At 46.3% G+C, this 14443-nt stretch carries 14 protein-coding genes, 2 pseudogenes and 1 other annotated feature; all 16 genes and pseudogenes read right to left on the bottom strand.

The window, feature by feature from the left end; all coding sequences use genetic code 11:
* The 16 genes and pseudogenes from leuS to FU659_RS10405 all read right to left on the bottom strand — a co-directional run bounded on the left by leuS (window position 1) and on the right by FU659_RS10405 (window position 14263).
* Window positions 1–2459: pseudogene (gene leuS, locus FU659_RS10480) on the bottom strand (leucine--tRNA ligase).
* Between the two features lie 55 nt (window positions 2460–2514).
* Window positions 2515–2751: a binding site (T-box leader), on the bottom strand.
* 71 nt (window positions 2752–2822) lie between these two features.
* Window positions 2823–3584: a class I SAM-dependent DNA methyltransferase gene (locus tag FU659_RS10475; protein ID WP_147947534.1), complete on the bottom strand. Its 762-nt coding sequence runs from the start codon at window positions 3582–3584 to the stop codon at window positions 2823–2825.
* The gene (locus FU659_RS10470) at window positions 3581–4480 is read right to left on the bottom strand and encodes a CvfB family protein (protein WP_147947533.1); all 900 of its coding nucleotides are present in this window, start codon (window positions 4478–4480) and stop codon (window positions 3581–3583) included. Before FU659_RS10470 ends, FU659_RS10475 begins: the two co-directional genes overlap by 4 nt.
* Window positions 4477–4824: a ribosome silencing factor gene (gene rsfS / locus FU659_RS10465; RefSeq protein WP_147947532.1), complete on the bottom strand. Its 348-nt coding sequence runs from the start codon at window positions 4822–4824 to the stop codon at window positions 4477–4479. The genes FU659_RS10470 and rsfS overlap by 4 nt, the downstream gene beginning before the upstream one ends.
* A gap of 21 nt (window positions 4825–4845) precedes the next feature.
* Window positions 4846–5409 carry a bis(5'-nucleosyl)-tetraphosphatase (symmetrical) YqeK gene (yqeK, locus tag FU659_RS10460; RefSeq protein WP_147947531.1) on the bottom strand — a complete coding sequence of 188 codons (564 nt, stop codon included), beginning with the start codon at window positions 5407–5409 and terminating at the stop codon, window positions 4846–4848.
* Window positions 5399–5986 carry a nicotinate-nucleotide adenylyltransferase gene (locus tag FU659_RS10455; RefSeq protein WP_147947530.1) on the bottom strand — a complete coding sequence of 196 codons (588 nt, stop codon included), beginning with the start codon at window positions 5984–5986 and terminating at the stop codon, window positions 5399–5401. Before FU659_RS10455 ends, yqeK begins: the two co-directional genes overlap by 11 nt.
* 13 nt (window positions 5987–5999) lie before the next feature.
* Window positions 6000–6293, bottom strand: a complete 294-nt coding sequence (yhbY, locus tag FU659_RS10450; protein WP_147947529.1) for a ribosome assembly RNA-binding protein YhbY — start codon at window positions 6291–6293, stop codon at window positions 6000–6002.
* Between the two features lie 20 nt (window positions 6294–6313).
* A complete protein-coding gene (gene aroE / locus FU659_RS10445; RefSeq protein WP_147947528.1) occupies window positions 6314–7174 on the bottom strand; it encodes a shikimate dehydrogenase in 861 nt (286 codons plus the stop codon).
* A gap of 69 nt (window positions 7175–7243) precedes the next feature.
* Window positions 7244–8358, bottom strand: a pseudogene (yqeH, locus tag FU659_RS10440) (ribosome biogenesis GTPase YqeH).
* An 8-nt stretch (window positions 8359–8366) separates the two neighbouring features.
* Entirely contained in the window at window positions 8367–8861 is a 495-nt protein-coding gene (locus tag FU659_RS10435) for a YqeG family HAD IIIA-type phosphatase (protein ID WP_147947527.1), read from the bottom strand.
* A gap of 91 nt (window positions 8862–8952) precedes the next feature.
* Window positions 8953–9729, bottom strand: coding sequence for an alpha/beta hydrolase (locus FU659_RS10430; RefSeq protein WP_147947526.1), 777 nt, complete (start codon window positions 9727–9729; stop codon window positions 8953–8955).
* A gap of 61 nt (window positions 9730–9790) precedes the next feature.
* Window positions 9791–10702, bottom strand: a complete 912-nt coding sequence (locus FU659_RS10425) for a DUF4129 domain-containing transglutaminase family protein (RefSeq protein WP_187274062.1) — start codon at window positions 10700–10702, stop codon at window positions 9791–9793.
* Complete coding sequence (locus tag FU659_RS10420) at window positions 10648–11784, bottom strand: TgpA N-terminal domain-containing protein (RefSeq protein WP_222708523.1); 1137 nt, start codon at window positions 11782–11784, stop codon at window positions 10648–10650. The genes FU659_RS10425 and FU659_RS10420 overlap by 55 nt, the downstream gene beginning before the upstream one ends.
* Window positions 11742–12020: a hypothetical protein gene (locus tag FU659_RS10415; protein WP_147947523.1), complete on the bottom strand. Its 279-nt coding sequence runs from the start codon at window positions 12018–12020 to the stop codon at window positions 11742–11744. Before FU659_RS10415 ends, FU659_RS10420 begins: the two co-directional genes overlap by 43 nt.
* Complete coding sequence (locus tag FU659_RS10410; RefSeq protein WP_261807736.1) at window positions 12013–13341, bottom strand: DUF58 domain-containing protein; 1329 nt, start codon at window positions 13339–13341, stop codon at window positions 12013–12015. Before FU659_RS10410 ends, FU659_RS10415 begins: the two co-directional genes overlap by 8 nt.
* A complete protein-coding gene (locus FU659_RS10405; protein WP_147947522.1) occupies window positions 13304–14263 on the bottom strand; it encodes an AAA family ATPase in 960 nt (319 codons plus the stop codon). The genes FU659_RS10410 and FU659_RS10405 overlap by 38 nt, the downstream gene beginning before the upstream one ends.
* Between the last annotated feature and the right edge of the window lie 180 nt (window positions 14264–14443).

The raw sequence follows: 14443 nt of genomic DNA, 5'->3' as shown, positions 1-14443 counted from the left end.
TTATCCTACAACAATATTAACCAATTTGCCTTTAACAACAATCAATTTGCGAACGGCCTTTCCGGCGGTCGCTTCTTTGACTTTATCCAGACCAAATGCCAGCTTTTCCATTTCAGCCTCATCGGTATCCTTGGCAATCAGAACGCGATCTACGATTTTCCCATTCACTTGAACGACAATTTCAATTTCATTGTCTACTGTCCAAGCCTCATCATAGGTCGGCCATGACTCATAGGTAATCGACTCCGTACCGCCCAGCTTCTCCCACAGCTCTTCCGCTAAATGGGGAGCAATCGGTGAAAGCATCTGTACAAAGTTGCGCATAGCTTCAAGCGGCAGACGCTCCGTTTTATAGGCTTCATTAACGAAGATCATCATTGGCTGATTGCCGTATTGAACCTAAGCGCCTCAAAATCTTCGGTAATTTTTTTAATTGTACGATGCCAAGTACGTTTGAACGTATCGCTTCCAAGCGTCTCGTCTGCGCTGATTTTGGCATGCACGTGGCCATTGTCGTCTATAAACAATCTCCACACACGATTCAGATAGCGATAGATGCCATCTACACCTGTTGTGTTCCACGGTTTTGTAGCTTCCAGTGGTCCCATGAACATTTCGTAAATACGCAGTGTATCCGCACCTTGGTCGCTTACAATATCGTCCGGGTTCACGACATTCCCACGAGATTTGCTCATTTTCTCCATGTTTTCCCCAAGAATCATCCCTTGATTCACGAGCTTATGGAAAGGTTCTTTGGTGTGAACAAATCCAAGATCATAAAGCACTTTGTGCCAGAAACGTGCATACAGCAAGTGAAGAACCGCATGCTCAGCCCCACCGATATAAAGATCAACAGGCAACCATTGCTGCTGAAGCTCCTGAGAGCAGAACGCTTGGTCATTATGCGGATCGATGAAACGCAGATAATACCAGCAGCTTCCAGCCCATTGCGGCATCGTGTTCGTCTCGCGGCGCGCCTTCATCCCTGTTTCTGGATCAATCGTATTGACCCATTCGGATACATTAGCAAGCGGTGATTCTCCTGTACCGGATGGTTTGATTTCGTCCACCTGAGGAAGCAGCAGCGGCAATTGATCCACAGGCACCGGTTTCATTGTGCCATCTTCCAGATGAAGGATCGGAATTGGCTCTCCCCAGTAACGTTGACGGCTGAACAACCAGTCTCTCAGACGATAGGTAACTTTGCCGCGGCCTTTGCCATTCTGCTCCAACCAGGCGATCATATGACGGATCCCTTGTTCGATGTTCAAGCCATTGATAGGCTCAGAATTGACATGTGGACCATCTCCTGCGTAGGCTTCTTTCTCCACATTCCCACCTTGAACAACCTCAATAATCGGCAAATCGAATTGCTTAGCAAACTCCCAGTCGCGTTGATCGTGCCCCGGCACAGCCATAATAGCCCCAGTCCCGTAACCGCCAAGCACATAATCGGCGATCCAGATTGGCACTTGTGCGCCATTTACCGGATTGATTGCATAGCTTCCCGTGAATACACCTGTTTTATCTTTAGCAAGGTCTGTACGCTCCAGATCGCTCTTACGCGAAGCTTTTTCTTGGTATTCCTTGATGGCACTGGCTTGAGCTTCCGTCGTAATCTGCTGAACAAGCTCATGCTCCGGTGCTAACACGCAATACGTTGCGCCAAACAAGGTATCCGGTCGCGTAGTAAATACGGACAAGCTTTTATCCTCATGGCCCGCAATCGCGAATTGCACTTCAGCGCCTGTTGACTTACCAATCCAGTTGCGCTGCATATCTTTAATGCTTTCAGACCAATCCAGTTCTTCAAGATCTTCCAACAATCGTTCTGCATATTCTGTTATTTTCAGAATCCACTGACGCATCGGCTTGCGGATCACCGGATGGTTGCCGCGCTCGCTTAAGCCATCAATCACTTCTTCATTGGCCAAAACAGTACCTAGCGCCGGACACCAGTTCACTGGCACCTCATCTACATAGGCAAGACCTTTGTTGTAAAGCTGAATGAAGATCCATTGTGTCCATTTATAGTATTCAGGATCTGTAGTGCTGATTTCCCGATCCCAATCGTAGGAAAAACCAAGCGATTTAATTTGACGACGAAACGTATCAATGTTCTTTTTGGTAAATTCACGCGGATCATTTCCTGTATCGAGCGCATACTGCTCCGCTGGAAGACCGAAGGCATCCCAGCCCATCGGATGAAGGACATTAAATCCTCTCATTCGTTTAAAACGTGAGACGATATCCGTAGCTGTATATCCTTCCGGATGTCCGACATGCAGACCCGCTCCGGATGGGTAAGGAAACATATCCAGCGCGTAAAATTTCGGTTTAGTCGAATTTTCCAACACCTTGAATGTTTTCTTCGCATCCCAATAGGCTTGCCATTTCGGCTCAATCGCTTGCGGATTATAGCCTTGTTGCTCTTTAGTTTCTTTGATTTCCTGTGACATGTACAAAATCCTCCCTGTATAAGCGTCAAAAAACCCCTCATCGCTAGCGGAAATCGCTAGGGACGAGAGGTTAAATTCCCGTGGTACCACCCTAGTTAACACAAGGCATACTTTGCCCGTGTTCACTCTGCCCCTTAACGCGGGTGAGACGATCCGGCTAGAACCGCAATCCGCGGTATTTCACCTTCTGGCTCCAAGGCGAGTTCACTTGACTATCATCTGCCGGCTTCCACCCTTCATCCGGTTCTCTGTGAGACGTGTCCAAGCTACTGATCCTCTTCAAGGCTTTACATAGATCTAATTAGCTTTGATTATATGTAAAATAATGCCGCACTGTCAAGCCGCGAACCCAAGTGAGCCCTCCTATTTCTTAGCCACGAAGAAAGCCCGCTCTGTCAGTGAAGTCGGCTTCTCCCACGTAAAGTCTGCGACGACAGTGACTTCAGTGAATCCGACATCGCGCAGCTTCTGCTCCAACCAATGCAGCGGATAGGCCCGCTGCTGGTGAACTTCTTCGATGCGCCTGAATACATCGGAACGCTGTTCGTCCTTCAAAAATATCGTCAAATCGTGTTCAATTTGTACTCTATCCTCATCCAGCTCGCTTGTCCATATGTAGGCAACATCCTCTTCGTTCAAAAAGAAGGGCTGTGATTCTGCATAAGCAAACAACTGCTCAGGCGTATGCACATCGAATAAAAACAGACCACCCGACTTAATCCCTTCAAACGTTTGCCGGAAAGCATCCACAATGTCTTCTTCCTCAAGCAAATAATTTAAACTGTCACAGAACGAGAGCGCAACATCCACTTGCTCCCCAAGATCCCACTCACGAAGATCCTGCTGCACCCAGCGAATGGCACTGCTGCGAAGAGGAGCGCTAATCTGCCCTGTTTTTTGCTCGGCAACAGCTAACATATTCTCGGACAAGTCAATACCTGTGAGCTGGTAGCCTTCTAACGCAAGAGGAATCGTCAAATTCCCTGTTCCGCACCCTAAATCAACAATGGTGGAAGGCTCAATCGCGAAACGTTGGAAGCTCTCTTTTACAAAAAGGAGCCATTCCGCGTAAGGCATGCTATCCATCAAGCGATCATAAGCATAGGCAAACTTCTCATAACTCATGTTAGGCTTTTAGTCTCCTCTGGTTTGAGATAAGTCCAATCTTCCTCTTGATAGATAAGACCGTCTTTCATTAGCTTACCGAGTGCGCGTTTGAAGGCTGCCTTGCTGAGGCCAAACCGTTCCTTGATAATATCGGAAGACGTTTTATCAGAAAAAGGCATGGCGTGTCCAGGACGCTCTTTGAGAACGCTTAATATGCGTTCCGCATCTTCATCGCGGCCCAACTCTTTGGGAAGTCTCATAGAAAGATTAACACGCCCGTCCTCTTCCCTTACAAACGCAACCCTGACTTCAATCAACTCTCCAACACGAAGGAGCCGCGTTCGTTCAGGAGCTGCGATGAGTCCAATCACACCATAGCCCAAAACGCCAGCTTCACAGACAACAAAAGTGCCGATTTGCAGAGGTCGGTACACACGTGCTTTCACCCATTGGTTATTCCATGTCGACGGAGCTCTGACGCAAAGAGGAGCTAAATCCTCCTCAAGCGCCAACTTAGCTATTAAACGTCCCTGCCGATCATGAGCCAAGGTAGCAAAAACTTTATCTCCAACGAGCGGACGCAAAGTCTCCAGCTCAGGCACGTTTTTATAAGGAAGAAGCAAATTGCGCCCCAATCCGATTTCAAGGAAATAACCAAACCTAGGGTGAATGTCTACAACTTCCAGCAGCCCTACTTCTCCCATGATCAGATGTGGGCGCTTCATCGTTGCCATCAATCTATCCTGCGTATCATGGTATAAAAATGCCTCTACCTGATCGCCTGGCGCAATCTTACCTACGATTTCTGCATAAGGCAGAAGCACATCCTGATAACCGTCCGTCAGAAAGTAACCGTTAGGTGGAACTTCTCTCGCAACCTCTAAGGAGACGAGGGTTCCTGCTTCCATTCTCATACGCGTTCCACAATTTTGGCGTCAGACCAAAGTCTCTCGATGTTGTAGTATTCGCGTTCATCGCGGTGGAAAACATGGAGTACAACATCGCCAAGATCGAGAAGCACCCATCTTGCTGTATCAATACCCTCGTAGCTGCGAATGTTCACGCCGTATTCATGCGCTTTTTTTCGTGCTTCAGTGGCAATAGCTTGAACTTGTGTTTCCGAATTTCCGTGACAAATGACGAAATAATCGGCAATAGGTGATACACCCTTCAAGTTCAACGTTACTAAATTGGCCGCCTTTTTATCTTCTGCTGCTTCTACGACGAAAGCCATAATTTCTTCCGGGTTTTTGCTCATTCCATCAGCCTCCAAGTGTTATTACTGAATTTGTAGTATCAAATCATTACGTGTCAAAATCGTCAGTGGGTAAATCCGTTTGCCTTTGCCGAGCAAGAAGCTGATTGTGGAATCAAATCCGGCAATAAGCGCCATTTCCAAACTATGTTTAGCAAGTTCACGAATATGATCCACACCGGGAAAGTCACGTCCTGGTTCTATATAATCCGCTAAGCACACAATTTTGTCCATTAAGGACATCTGTTCACGACCGGATGTATGATAACGAATTGCATCTAGTATCTCCTCGTCATGAATACCAAATTCGGTTTGTGCGATATAGGCGCCAGCATGCGAGTGCCACAGTTCTTTTTCATAATCGAGCAAATCCTGTGGGAGACTGTTTTCCCGAATCACTTTCGCCTGATCTTGAACAGGCCAATATTTGCAATAATCATGGAGAATAGCCGCCAAATCGGCTTTGACAGGATCTCCGCCAAAACGCTTAGCCAGAATGACACTTGTTTCCATAACCCCTAATGTATGCAACCAACGTTTTTCGGGCATTTGCGCTTTTACCGCAGCCATGAGCTTATCACGATTCATACAACCTGTTCACCTCCATATAGGCATATACAGCATCTGAAACGAGGTAACGAACAGAACCGCGCTCCCGCCTCTCCTCGCGGATCATCGTCGAAGAAACTTCGACAAGCGGCATCGGAAAGATGGAGACACTCTCACGAATGTTCACAGGCATATGCGCCATGTCAAGATCATAACCAGGTCTAGCCAGACCGATAAAACGAATATGCCGCACGATGTCATCGATACGATGCCACTGCGGCAAATATTGAACCATGTCAGCGCCAATAATATAAGAAAATTCCGTGTCGGGATACTCCTGACATAGCAATTCAATCGTATCAATACTATAGGATACGCCGCCTTTGGTGATTTCGATATCGAGCGGACGAAAAAAAGGATTGCTTTCCGCAGCCAGGCAAACCATCTCCCAACGCTGCTGTGTTGTTGCTTTAGGCACATTCGGTTTATGCGGCGGCCGATTGGCTGGCATCAACCACACTTCATCCAATCCTGCCCCTACCCTTGCTCGCTCAGCAGCGATCAAATGTCCCGTATGAATCGGATCGAAGGTTCCTCCCATAATTCCTACGCGCAATGCTTCCACCTCTTTAACGCGGCAGTTCAATCTTCTTCTTGTCGCGAGATTCTTTGTAGAGAACAATGATCTTACCAATCACTTGCACGAGTTCAGCACCGGACTTCTCGGACAGTTCTGCGCCCACTTCGTCGCGGTCTTCCCCACTATTGTTGAGAACTGTAACTTTAATCAATTCACGAACTTCCAAAGATTCTTGAATGTGACGGATCAAATGATCATTGACGCCACCTTTACCTACTTGAAAAATCGGATCTAAATGATGCGCCATCGAGCGCAAATAACGTTTTTGTTTACCTGTTAACATGGATGTCCCTCTATTCATTCTTATTCAGCTAATGACTGTTCTACCACTTGCCTCATCGCAGCAACGGGCGCAGATGATCCTGTCCAATATTCGAAGGCGTACGCGCCTTGATAAATAAACATGCCGAGACCGCCATGAATACGTGCCCCTCTTGCTTCCGCTTCTCGAAGAAACTTCGTAATTCGCGGGTTATAAATTAAATCGCTGACCAAATGATACGGCTGAAGCAGCTCTGTTGGCATGGGTAGTTCATCGACATGGGGATGCATGCCCGCCGATGTCGTATTTAAAACGAGCTCTACCTCTGCAATAACTGATGCCACCTCATCAAGACCAAGACCCTTTGCTTGGGTATATGGACGGATTGTATCGGCTAATTCCACTGCACGTTCTTTGGTACGATTGGCCAGATAAATGCATGCGACACCTTCTTTGGCAAGTGCGTAAGCGACGCCTCTGGCTGCTCCTCCTGCCCCAAGAAGGAGGACGGTCTTGCCTTTAAGCACAATCCCCGTCTCTTCTTTGAGTGAGCGAACGTATCCGATACCATCTGTATTGTAACCGACCAGTTTGCCACCCTCATTGACAATCGTGTTGACGGCGCCTACGATTCTAGCTCCTTCATCAATCTCATCAAGGTATTGCATGACCTCTACTTTATGGGGAATCGTCACATTCACGCCCCGATAACCAAGTGAGCGAATGCCGCGAACAGCATCGCCAAGCCCCTGCGGAAGCACGTGGAATGCCGCATATACGGCATTTATGCGTGCCTCCGAAAAAGCGCGATTCAACATGATAGGCGAACGCGAGTGACGAATCGGATCACCGAAAACCCCATATAAAATCGTATGACTGTCTATCGTCCGGTCCTTCTCCATGGTTTCCCCCTATGAAAAATCTGAAAACGATTAGATGCGAAGCAAAAGTATAGACATATACTTTCTTATCTAAATCAAAGATTCGCGTGTAATCACTTTAATTCCTTTAGGCGCATGGACGGCAAGCTGTGCGCCAGCCAAGCTGTTCACTTTGATCCAACCTAAACCTGAGATCAGCACATCCATCTGTTTCCCCTTTGGAATGTGCAAGGGATGTTTGACCAGCTTCGGCAGATCTTCCAGATCATCTTTATGAGGAGGCGTAAGCATCTCGCCTTTATGACCCTCGTAAAGCTCGTCCGCCCGTTCCAACTTCGTACGATGAATTTGAATCGCATTGGAGGTATAACAGGTGAAGGACTGATGGTCACCTTTAATAAAATCAAAGCGAACTAATGCCCCGAAGAATAACGTTTGAGCTTCATTTAATTGAAACACCATCGGCTTCAGCGGTTTATCCGGCATGATCCGTGTTAAATCGCGTTTCTTCACAACTTCCGTCAAACGGTGTGGGTGCACAATGCCTGGCGTATCAATAATAAATCGGCCGTCATCCAGCGGAATCTTCACGATATCCAAAGTCGTCCCTGGATATTGCGAGGTGGTCAACTCTGCTTCCAAATCGCTGTAATCGCTGATTAAGCGATTAATAAGCGTGGATTTGCCCACATTCGTTGCCCCGACCACATAGACATCCATATTGCCGCGATACTCCTGTACAGCCGTAATCACACGATCAAATCCTATGTTCTTCTTGGCACTGCAAAGGACAATATCAACAACCTTGAGATTTTCTTCTTTCGCTCTACGCTGTACCCAGTTAATGATTTTATTCGAATTCGTCACCTTAGGTAATAAATCAATTTTGTTCACGACAAGCAGAACAGGGTTCGTTCCGACAAAACGTGCAAGACCACTGATCATACTGCCTTCGAAATCGAATATATCCACGATTTTGACGACTAATGCTTTCGTTTGGCCGATATGACCCAGCAGCTTAAGAAAGTCGTCCTGCTGTAAGTAATGCTGGACGATTCATTATAATGCTTGATGCGGTAACAGCGCTGGCAAATAATCGGATCCTTTTGCAATGCTTCTGCGGGGACATACCCCAATTTAACTGGTTCTTCCGTCTGGAGCCCCACGCCACAACCGGCGCAGTGCATAATGGTTTCTTCGCTCATGAAGCCTCCTATTTTTTCATCCACTTTAAAGCTAATTTCTCAATACGGCGATTAATTTTGGTGAAAAAGCCTTCATCCATGACCGAGATCGGTTTTACAAGGATCGTATAAAGACCCATTCGATTGCCACCTAGAACATCGGTTAACATTTGATCGCCTAACACAGCTGTTTGCCGCGCATTCGTGCCAAGCAGCCTCATGGCTTTATGAAATGAAACGTTCGTCGGTTTCTTGGCACGGTAAATGAACGGAATGCCTAATGGTTCCGCAAAAGTAGAAACACGTCCACGGTGATTATTGGACACAATAACAACCTTAAAGCCCACCTTTTGCAAACGTTCCAACCACTCTATTAACTCCGGAGTCGCATGCGGATCACGAGCGCCCACGAGTGTATTATCGAGATCAGTAATGATGCCGCGAACACCAAATCCCCATAGATGATCGACATCAATATCATAGATTGTATGTACGGACTGTCTGGGCAAAAGCTTTTTCAGCAAACAAATTCCCTCCAACTGCTTCCTCGACATATACGTGAAACTATACCATAGTGACCCGTTTGTTGCAAAAAGAAAAGAACATACTTTCCCACTAGGAGCGCATTGGAAGCGGCAGCCAATTCAGCACACTTTGAATTTTGCGATCCCAATAGCCCCACTCGTGTTGACCGGGTTCTTCTTCATACGTTACATCCAAAGATAAATCCCGGCAATAATCGCGGAATCGAATATTGTCCTCGTACAGGAAATCTTCTGTTCCGCAACATTGATAGAGCTTTGGAGCCTTATCTATATCAAGCACAATTTGATCAGCTAAATGAAACAAATCGTTCCCGCTGCCTTTGATTTCGGATACATCGCCATAAATAAGTTCGAAATCATTGGACAAATTCAACGCTCTGCTCGCCACATCCACTGCACCTGATAAACTTGCCGCTGCTGCATAACGCTCGGGATGCGTAAGCGCCAATTTGAATGCACCATAACCTCCCATAGAAAGTCCTGCCACATAATTCAATTCCTTTTCCTCAGCCAACGGAAAAAAAGAGCGCGCAATGACAGGCAATTCTTCGCTAATAAAAGTCCAATACTTAGGACCTTTCGCCATATCCGTATAAAAACTGCGATTCACAGCAGGCATGACGACAGCTATTCCAAGCTCCGACGCATAACGTTCAATAGAGGTTCGCCGCATCCAAATCGTATGGTCATCCGATAAGCCATGCAGTAAATAAAGGGTTGGATGCTTTTTTCCGAAGACATTCGTCGCCATACCAATTTGACTTTGTGCCGCCTGCGGCAAAATAACATACATGGAGGCAGAAACACCCAATGCCTCGGAATAAAAATGACAATCTATAAACGCCATATCCATCTTCTCCTTTTATAGGGAAAACCACTCCCTTGGAAGGTGGAGTGGCTTATTTGCCCTATTTCATCTGTTCTCTTAATTTAACAATCGATTGGCTGACAAGCTGATATTCATCTTCCGTCGAGCTTATCTGACTATATTTGGCTCGTTCGAATAATTCGATGACGGTTTCCAGCTCATGCTTCATCCATTTACTTTGCTTTGCCCAGCGGTTCGTCGCCTCCCGCATCGTCTCATGCTCAAATCTTGTATATCCTTTGCGGCGACTAAGCCGGAGCAGTCTTTCAAATTCTACGATAATCTTCTGATTGAAATTAACGGTACGCAAGTCCTTACGCTGGTTTCGCCATGCTTGCCAAGAGGCGCTCCTTGTAAGGAAGTACAGCGCTGCGCCGGCCAATCCTGCAGCAATCGCGCCAGCTAATGTCAACCACAGCCAAGACAAATTCTTTGTCTCTGTACTTGGGGTCGGCAACGGTTCAGCATCACTCTCAACAACAGGTTCTGTAGGCGGCGGTGTGTTTTCCGGAAATACATTAGGAAGTCTGAAACCCGATGTAGGCTCAAAGGAAATCCAACCATAGCCTTCAAAATAAACTTCTACCCAAGAGTGCGCGTCAGCGTTCCTAACTGTATAGGTGCCAGCCCCATTCACATCAATTTCTGCTCCCATTTGACCCATCACACCGAACTCTCTGATTTGATCAGGAATCGGAGAGGCTCCGGACGAGTACCCTTTGACCCATCGTGTCGGAAGACCAATGGAACGTGTTAACACAGCCATTGATGTCGAATAGTAATCACAATATCCTTGCTTCACTTCGAACAAGAAACGATCAACGAAATCTTTGCTTTTGCCTTTACTTTCGTCCGGGGTATTTGTGTACGGATAATGTTCATTCAAATACTTTTCGATCAATTTGGCTTTATCATAGGCATTCGTACCTGTTTTGGTAATTTCGACAGCCAACTGTTTAACCCGCTCCGGAAGATCTGCCGAACTTGTAAATACTCGCTCCATTCCAGCTTGTCCATATAGTCGGCTTTGACTTCTCGCAAAGCGGGCTCATCAATCACAGGTTCTTGTGAAATAATCGTATAATCTTTGGGATAATTATTTTTCCCGGTAAAAAGAAGCTCTGTTTGACGTGGTGACCACAAAATAGGTTGAAAAGCATTTTCTCCTTGGTTTAGCTGGACGATCTGCTCAATCGCGAACCCTCCAAATAATACAGGGAATACTTCTTCCCTATTCATAACAATGCTTTGTTTCACTTCTTTGGTTTTCAGTAAAGAACGATTGAATCTAGCATCTAGCTGCAGCGGATTGTTATTCACTCGCGTAAGAGGCATCTTCTTCTCATTCGGACCATATTCCCAGCCTTTTCCATTGTACAATGATCTCGTTTCACCGCGAAAATAAGTTCGTTTCGTGGTTTCCACCGTCATCACTGGGGTGTAGTCATAGCGGAAACCGCCGCCAAGCTTACTGTCGTCGCGGCTGTATCCGGAAGAAGCGTCTCCGGTAGAGGCCGTTATGCTCACTCCTTTTCCTAATAAAGGAACGGATTCGCCGCGGCTCACTTTCCATGCTGTATAAGGATCAGTTAATATTGGATTAACCGTAGGAGCCAACAAGCCTACCAACGTAGTTACCGCGATGATCAAGATGATCGGAACACCGATAGCGGAAGGATAGTCTGTGATCGTTTCCCAAATAACCGGAGCCCGCATCTTTAACTGCACAAAGTGCAAGAGCATCAGCAGTAAAAAACCGCAAAATAAGACCATCGCCACTTGAGGCCATAAAAAGATTGTACTGAACGAATCGCGTATTGAAAAAAATAAAATACTGACCAGAATAAGAACAAACACGTGCAGTCGGGTTTGCACAGCCCAAAATGTGAACAAAAAGACAATCCACGCGGATAAACTGAACCAGATATAAGGCTCCAGTTGCCCGCCATTTCTTCCTACCCAGGTCATAGCATCTTGCCACGAATGCACACTTATTTTGACAAATGATAGTTCATCCCAAGCCCATGAAGCCATATAATAAGCAAAAATTGAATCACATAACGCCAACCGCGCTGGAGATGAGGAATGAAATAAGATATTACCGCGATGCTCAGCGTGCCAATGACAAAAGCAGTCGTCTCAGGGAGCCAAATCACTTCTTCCTTTTCGATCCATAGCACGAATTGATAAAGAAACAGTCCTGTCAGAATAGCAGTTACGCGCTGCAACCAATCTGTAAGCACAATTTTTCCCCATAAGGAATTAGGCATAACGTTTCGCCCCTCCCAAGAGACTAGGCAGGTCCGTTAATTGACCCACTTCATACCCCATATAGCCTTGTGAGCGAATAGCTTTAATCCAATCCTCCTGAAGGTTCGAGCTGTCTGCTGCCTGAGGATTGAAAAGATTAGCGGGCTTCGTATGAACCCAAATGTGGCAAGGATTCATCTGTAAGTGTTCCAAATGACTAAGCACCTGCATGATAGCTGCGCCTTTTTGTGGAGAAATGATTACAAAAAAACAGCCTGCCGGCAGATCGCGAGAGCGTTCCTTAACAATATGCTGGAGCGTATGAAAGCTGTCTGCCTCTACCCCGACCAGATGCTTCAGGATTTGTTTATGGTGATTTTGGCTTTGTTTTGCTTCAAAATAAGTTGATTCTTTGCCGATCGAAAGCAATCCCAAAGCGAGGTCACGACTGGCTCCATATCGAAATAAGGAAGCTGCGACAGAAACCGCCAGCTCAAACTCTGCGGCATCTCGATAGGAACGAGACGTACGGTCCAATAAAATAATCGTCTTCGGCAGCGATTCACGTTCGAATTCTTTGGATTTCCATGTGCCTGTTTTGGCCGTGGCATTCCAATGAATACGCGATAAGCGGTCACCGTAAATATATTCGCGCACACCGTTAATTTGAGTCGTTTCACGATGCGCTCGCGTCGTAGTGGAATGGTGCTGCATGCCTTTTAGCATTTGGTGAAATTGTACCCACTCACGAATTGAAACGGTTTGAGGATATAGCGTGAGCGACTGTTGCAGCTCTATTCGACCCTTATGCTGGAAAAAGCCAAAAATATCTTCGGTTAAACACTCGGTAGCGCCGAATCGATAATATCCTCTTCGTAAAGGCGGTGTGCTATAAAGCAATTCACCTTTACGCTTCCAATCCAGAACTAGCGATCCTGTAAATACGGTCTCTTCACCGTTTTGTCGAATGAGTTGATCCTTGATGATGACGTAAGGAATTGGCCAAAAACCGGGTATTTGAACTTGTATGCCGATTTGCAAGGATTGACCTGCTTCAAGCTGGACATCCGTACCTGCATTTGTAAATTTGCGGGATCCCTGGGCTCGTTTGACACCGCTCCAATTGCCTAAGAACAAATATATGGATAATAGCGTCATGATGATGAAAAGCATGGAAGCCAGCTTTCCTCCTTGAAAAAGAAGGAAAAATAAGCTAAAATGAAGCAGGATGCAAGTAGCCATAAAGCTGCCGGAAACCGGAGATGTTCCCCGAATCGTTTGGATACCGGTCGATTCATAAGGCTCACTTCTCCAATCGTACCGGCACGCGCACCTGTTCAAAGATCGCGCTCAGTACCGAATTGACGGAAGCTCCATCCATTCGGGCTTCGGAATGAAGAATCATCCGGTGACCAAGGACATAGGGAGCGAGATATTTAATATCGTCAGGAATCACATAATCTCGATGATGAAGAAAAGCATAAGCCTTAGCAGCGAGAACAAGTGAAAGCGTCGCTCTCGGGCTCGCTCCCAGGAAAACGGCATGATGCTCACGCGTTTTGCGGGATAAAGTAACTAAATAATCAGCTACGGCATCATCCATATGTACGCGGCGAACTTGCTCTTGCATGGCTAGTACATGCGAGGTGTCCATAACCGCCTGCAAGGCTTCCATTGGATGCGCCTGGCTCTGTGAAGCGATCATCTGCTTCTCCGCAGCTTCACTGGGATAACCAAGACTGAGCTTGATCATAAATCGGTCGAGCTGTGCTTCTGGCAGCATATAAGTGCCTTCGAAATCAATCGGGTTCTGGGTAGCCAGCATAAGAAAAGGTGTAGGTAGTTCATGCAAATCGCCGTCTACGGTAATGTGCCGTTCTTCCATGGCTTCCAGAAGCGCGGACTGCGTCTTCGTTGTAGCACGATTAATCTCATCTACAAGCAAAATATGGGTCATGATGGGACCTGAACGAAACAGGAACTTCTCTTCTTTGGGATGGTATATGGAAACGCCTGTAATATCGGAAGGCAGTAAGTCAGGATTGCATTGAATTCGTCGAAATTGACCGTCAATCGATCGCGCGAGCGCTTTAATCAGGACCGTCTTCCCTGTGCCCGGTACATCCTCTAACAAAACATGCCCGCCGGCCAACATCGCGGTTAGCAACAATTCAATCTCAGAGCTCTTGCCAAGTATGCATGATTCCAAATTCGCTTTCAGCCTAGCTAGAACTTCTACATGATGATGGGTGGCAGCTTCCATGTCTTAAACCTCCTTAGAGTTTTGCTTTGCAAAACATTATCGTAAGCGTAACCAAGAGGGAGAAATAACCCTCAGCGTCCGTATTCCTTTGAAATATTAAGAAAATGGGCGTAAATCTAGTTTACAGGAAAGCTTTTCGTCCGTATACTTGTAAATTCTCTAAATTTATTTGTTAAATTT

It is taken from the genome of Paenibacillus sp. N3.4 (assembly GCF_008017805.1).
Taxonomy (GTDB): Bacteria; Bacillota; Bacilli; order Paenibacillales; family NBRC-103111; genus Paenibacillus_E.
The sequence above is the reverse complement of the archived record's forward strand: the minus strand, read 5'-3'. Positions and strand labels throughout refer to the sequence as shown.

What these genes read in the sequence shown, in the direction of transcription:
- yqeK (WP_147947531.1), bottom strand. Translation starts at nt 5,409, where the DNA reads ATGAATCGTGATAAGCTCATGGCTGCGGTAAAAGCGCAAATGCCCGAA.
- yhbY (WP_147947529.1), bottom strand. Translation starts at nt 6,293, where the DNA reads ATGTTAACAGGTAAACAAAAACGTTATTTGCGCTCGATGGCGCATCAT.
- FU659_RS10415 (WP_147947523.1), bottom strand. Translation starts at nt 12,020, where the DNA reads ATGCCTAATTCCTTATGGGGAAAAATTGTGCTTACAGATTGGTTGCAG.
- aroE (WP_147947528.1), bottom strand. Translation starts at nt 7,174, where the DNA reads ATGGAGAAGGACCGGACGATAGACAGTCATACGATTTTATATGGGGTT.
- FU659_RS10420 (WP_222708523.1), bottom strand. Translation starts at nt 11,784, where the DNA reads ATGGCTTCATGGGCTTGGGATGAACTATCATTTGTCAAAATAAGTGTG.
- FU659_RS10475 (WP_147947534.1), bottom strand. Translation starts at nt 3,584, where the DNA reads ATGAGTTATGAGAAGTTTGCCTATGCTTATGATCGCTTGATGGATAGC.
- FU659_RS10470 (WP_147947533.1), bottom strand. Translation starts at nt 4,480, where the DNA reads ATGAGAATGGAAGCAGGAACCCTCGTCTCCTTAGAGGTTGCGAGAGAA.
- FU659_RS10405 (WP_147947522.1), bottom strand. Translation starts at nt 14,263, where the DNA reads ATGGAAGCTGCCACCCATCATCATGTAGAAGTTCTAGCTAGGCTGAAA.
- FU659_RS10430 (WP_147947526.1), bottom strand. Translation starts at nt 9,729, where the DNA reads ATGGCGTTTATAGATTGTCATTTTTATTCCGAGGCATTGGGTGTTTCT.
- rsfS (WP_147947532.1), bottom strand. Translation starts at nt 4,824, where the DNA reads ATGAGCAAAAACCCGGAAGAAATTATGGCTTTCGTCGTAGAAGCAGCA.